This window comes from Streptomyces chiangmaiensis, from assembly GCF_036281785.1.
GTDB classification, from domain to species: domain Bacteria; phylum Actinomycetota; class Actinomycetes; order Streptomycetales; family Streptomycetaceae; genus Streptomyces; species Streptomyces chiangmaiensis.
The window spans coordinates 1-543 of sequence record NZ_JAYWVC010000758.1 but is presented as its reverse complement, the minus strand read 5'-3'; the positions used below and the strand labels follow the sequence as shown (position 1 = coordinate 543).

At 68.1% G+C, this 543-nt stretch carries 1 pseudogene; it reads right to left on the bottom strand.

Annotation, left to right across the window (positions count from 1 at the left end):
• Window positions 1–330: pseudogene (locus VXC91_RS46785) on the bottom strand (hypothetical protein); the annotation flags it as partial.
• Window positions 331–543: the final 213 nt, after the last annotated feature.

Sequence of the window (543 nt, the reverse complement as noted above, 5' to 3'; positions counted from 1 at the left end):
ACCGTCGGGCAGCGACAGGTCATCCGTACGGCCGTGGCCCACGGAATCCAACACGATGGCGCCGGACTTGACGGTCTCGCCCTTGGTGGCGGCGGTAGGAGCCCAGGTTTCGATGTGCCAGTCGACCTGCTGGACCGCGTCGAAGCCGAAGGCGTCGAGGTAGAACGTGCAGACGTGGGGCTCGTTGCGGCGCAGCTCCTCCCCTGTCTTGGCGTCGTGGATCTTCACTGTGCCGTTGTCACCGGGAGCGGTGGCGTGCGCGGCCGACGCAAGGAGCAGCACGGCCGAGGCGCCGGCGGTCAGTGCGCCGGCGCGGATGAGGGTACGCATGGGGCAGGCCCATCTTCGAGATACGAATGGGAAGATGTGGAGGGGGCGGCTCAGCCTCCAGCCCAGCCTGACGACGGGTCAAGCACGAACAGACAACGAACGGACCTACCACCGACGTGGGAGCCATCCTCAGGACCCGCGGGCGTCCCGCCGGGTGTGAAGGGGCATCTCGGCGCCTCTCGCTCAACTGGCCATGCCGGCCGCTATGCCCGT